At 76.1% G+C, this 3870-nt stretch carries 2 protein-coding genes and 1 pseudogene; all 3 read left to right on the top strand.

What is annotated here, in order from left to right; genetic code table 11:
* Positions 1 to 348 precede the first annotated feature (348 nt).
* Positions 349 to 1533, top strand: coding sequence for an ADP-forming succinate--CoA ligase subunit beta (gene sucC / locus QNH85_RS19890; protein WP_282949190.1), 1185 nt, complete (start codon positions 349 to 351; stop codon positions 1531 to 1533).
* A gap of 32 nt (positions 1534 to 1565) precedes the next feature.
* On the top strand, positions 1566 to 2462 hold the full coding sequence (gene sucD / locus QNH85_RS19885; RefSeq protein WP_213283907.1) for a succinate--CoA ligase subunit alpha: 897 nt from the start codon (positions 1566 to 1568) through the stop codon (positions 2460 to 2462).
* A gap of 253 nt (positions 2463 to 2715) precedes the next feature.
* Positions 2716 to 3582: pseudogene (locus tag QNH85_RS19880) on the top strand (cell division protein PerM); the annotation flags it as partial.
* Between the last annotated feature and the right edge of the window lie 288 nt (positions 3583 to 3870).

The raw sequence follows: 3870 nt of genomic DNA, 5'->3' as shown, positions 1-3870 counted from the left end.
CCGGGCGCAGTCCCGTGGACCGGGCGCAGTCCCGTGGACCGGGCGCAGTCCCGTGGACCGGGCGCAGTCCCGTGGACCGGGCGCAGTCCCGTGGACCGGGCGCAGTCCCGTGGACCGGGCGCAGTCCCGTGGACCGGGCGCAGTCCTGTCGGCCGGGCGCGGTCCTGTCGGCGGGCGCAGGTCCGCGCGCGAGGCGCCCGTGCTGCCGCGCGGGCGGGCGCGCCGGCCATGCGCCCCGCGTCACATATCTCGACGTGGAGATACTTCTGCCGCGCCGGGCTACGATCGTCCGCGGCAGAGCAGCCGGACCCCTCCGGGGGGCGCAGGGCGAGGGAAGGACCGCAGCAGGTGGACCTGTTCGAGTACCAGGCACGCGACATGTTCGAGAAGCACGGGGTACCCGTCCTGGGAGGGATCGTCGCGACGACACCCGCCGAGGCCCGGGCCGCGGCCGAGACCCTGCTGGGCGCCGACGGCGCGACCGGCGTGGTCGTCGTCAAGGCGCAGGTGAAGACCGGCGGGCGCGGCAAGGCGGGCGGTGTGAAGCTCGCCCGCTCCGCCGAGGAGGCCGAGCAGCGCGCGGCCGAGATCCTCGGCATGGACATCAAGGGCCACACCGTGCACCGCGTGATGATCGCGGCGGGCGCCCGCATCGCGACGGAGTACTACTTCTCCCTGCTGCTCGACCGCGCCGAGCGCCGCTACCTCGCGATGGCGAGCGTCGAGGGCGGCATGGAGATCGAGCAGCTCGCGGTCGAGCGTCCCGAGGCGCTCGCGAAGGTCGCGGTCGACCCGCGCGTGGGCATCGACCAGGCCAAGGCGGACGAGATCGTCGCCACCGCCGGCTTCGACGCCGAGGTCGCGCCGAAGGTCGCCGCGGTGCTGCAGAAGCTGTGGGACGTCTACCGCGAGGAGGACGCCACGCTCGTCGAGGTGAACCCGCTGGTGCTCACCGAGGCCGGCGAGGTCGTCGCGCTCGACGGGAAGGTCACGCTCGACGGCAACGCCGAGTTCCGCCACGAGGACCACGCGGCCCTCGAGGACGCCGCCGCGGCGGACCCCCTCGAGGCGCGCGCGAAGGAGAAGGACCTCAACTACGTCAAGCTCGACGGCGAGGTCGGCGTGATCGGCAACGGCGCGGGGCTCGTCATGAGCACCCTGGACGTCGTCGCGTACGCCGGGCAGCAGCACGGCGGCGTGAAGCCGGCGAACTTCCTGGACATCGGCGGCGGCGCCTCGGCCGAGGTGATGGCCGCGGGGCTGGACATCATCCTGTCCGACCCGCAGGTCAAGGCCGTGTTCGTGAACGTGTTCGGCGGGATCACCGCGTGCGACGCGGTCGCCAACGGCATCGTCGCGGCGCTCGGCATCCTGGGCGACCACGCGACCAAGCCGCTGGTGGTGCGCCTGGACGGCAACAACGTCGTCGAGGGCCGCCGCATCCTGCGCGACGCCGACCACCCGCTCGTCACGCTGGCCGAGACCATGGACGGGGGCGCCGCCGAGGCCGCCCGCCTGGCCGCGACCGCCTGACCACCGACCTCAGAGACGAGAGACAGCGAACCATGGCGATCTTCCTGACTGCGGACTCCCGGGTCATCGTGCAGGGCATGACCGGGTCCGAGGGCAGCAAGCACACCACCCGCATGCTGGCGTCCGGCACCACCGTCGTCGGCGGCGTGAACCCCCGCAAGGCCGGCACCAGCGTGGAGTTCCCGCGCGGCGACGGGTCCGGCCTCACCGTCGCGATCCCGGTGTTCGGCTCGGTGCAGCAGGCCGTCGAGGCCACCCGCGCCGACGTGTCGGTCATCTTCGTGCCGCCGGCCTTCACCAAGGCCGCCGTCATCGAGGCGGTCGACGCGGGGGTGCCGCTCATCGTGATCATCACCGAGGGCGTCCCCGTCGCGGACACCGCGGAGTTCTTCGCGTACGCGCAGGCCAAGGGCGTCCGCCTGCTGGGCCCGAACTGCCCGGGCCTGATCAGCCCCGGGAAGTCGAACGTCGGCATCATCCCGTCGGACATCACCGGCCCGGGCCGCATCGGCCTGGTCTCGAAGTCCGGCACGCTGACCTACCAGATGATGTACGAGCTGCGGGACCTCGGGTTCTCGACGGCGGTCGGCATCGGCGGCGACCCGATCATCGGCACCACGCACATCGACGCCCTCGCGGCGTTCGAGGCGGACCCGGAGACCGACCTGATCGTGATGATCGGCGAGATCGGCGGCGACGCCGAGGAGCGGGCCGCCGCGTACATCAGCGAGCACGTGACCAAGCCGGTCGTCGGCTACGTCGCGGGCTTCACCGCCCCGGAGGGCAAGACGATGGGCCACGCCGGCGCGATCGTCTCCGGCTCCGCGGGCACCGCGCAGGCGAAGAAGGAGGCGCTCGAGGCCGCCGGGGTGAAGGTCGGCACCACGCCGACCGAGACCGCCGAGCTCGCCCGGGCGCTGCTCTCCTGACCCAGCACGACGGGGACACCCCCACCCGGACCGCCCTGTGCGCGACGCCATCCGCGCCGCGCCGGGGCGGTTCGGCGTCCCGGGGGCGCGCGGCGGCGACCATGAGGGGGTGAGCAGCGCACCCGGCACCCGCCCCGACGGCCGGGCTCCCGGGATCCTCGGGAGCCGGCAGCGGCGCCGCGTCCTCGACGACGCCGGGACGCCGCGGTTCTTCACCAGCGACCTCGACGGTGCGCCGCGGTGGGTCGGGGGGATGCTCGCCGGGCTGCAGGCGGCGCTGCTGTCCCTGCTCGTCGTCGTGCTGCCCGCCGTGGCCGCGTACGTCGCGACCTCCGCCGCACCGGCGACGTCCGGCATCCCGTGGACCCGGGCGGTGTCCGTCGCCGCGGGGCTGTGGCTGCTCGGGCACGGCGTGCCGCTGACCCTCGCGCCGAGCGTGACGCTCGTGCCGCTGGGGCTGACGGCGCTCGCGGTGTTCGGCTGCTACGCCTCCGCCCGGCGCTCGGGGTACGCGACGCGGCCGGCGCTCGGCGCCGGGGTCGCGGCGTACGTGGGGGTCGTGCTGGTCGTCGGCCTCGCCACCGGGACGTCCCTGCTGCACCTCGGGGCGGGCCTGCTCGGCGGGGCGGTCGTGGCGGTGCTCGGCCTGGGGACCGGGCTGCTGCGGCGGCCCGAGGCGCCCCGGCTGCGGGACGTGCTGGAGCCCGTGCGGGCGCGGCTGCCCGAGCCCGTCGCGCACGGCGTCGCGGCGGGGACGACGGCGCTCGCCGCGCTGGTCCTGCTCGCCGCCCTGCTCGCGACGGCGTGGGTGCTCACGGGGCGCAGTGCGATCGCGGAGATCGTCGGGTCGCTGCGGCTGGACGCCGTCGGCGGCATCGTGCTGGCGCTCGCGGAGCTGGCCTACGTGCCGACGCTGGTGTTGTGGGCGCTGGCGTGGCTGGCCGGGCCGGGCTTCGCGGTGGGCACGGACACCCTGTTCAGCGTCGGGGACGTGCACGCCGGCGCCCTGCCCGCGGTGCCGCTGCTCGGCGCGCTGCCGGCGCCCGACGTCGTCGGCGGCGTGCTGGTCGTCGTCCCGGTGGTCACGGTGCTGGCGGGGGCGGGGGTCGCGGCGGGGGTGCGCAAACGGGCCCGGAACCTGGGCGCGCCCCGCCCCCTCCGCCCCCGGCGGGCGGGCGCGGCCCCCCCCCGGGGGGGGGGGGCGCGGGGGGGCGGCCCCCCCCGGGGGGGGGGGGGGGCCCCCCCCCCCCCCCCGGGGGGGGGGCCGGGGGGGGGGGCGCCCCCGCCGCTACAGCGCGTCCGCGAGCGCCCGCCCGACGGTCCGCCCGGTGAAGAGGCAGCCGCCCAGGAACGTGCCCTCCAGCGCGTTGTACCCGTGCGCGCCGCCACCGCCGAACCCCGCGACCTC

Origin of the sequence: Cellulomonas endometrii (assembly GCF_949769265.1) — a bacterium.
Classification (GTDB): Bacteria; Actinomycetota; Actinomycetes; order Actinomycetales; family Cellulomonadaceae; genus Cellulomonas; species Cellulomonas endometrii.
Note: the sequence above shows the minus strand (reverse complement) of the source record. Positions and strands in the feature narration are given on the sequence as shown.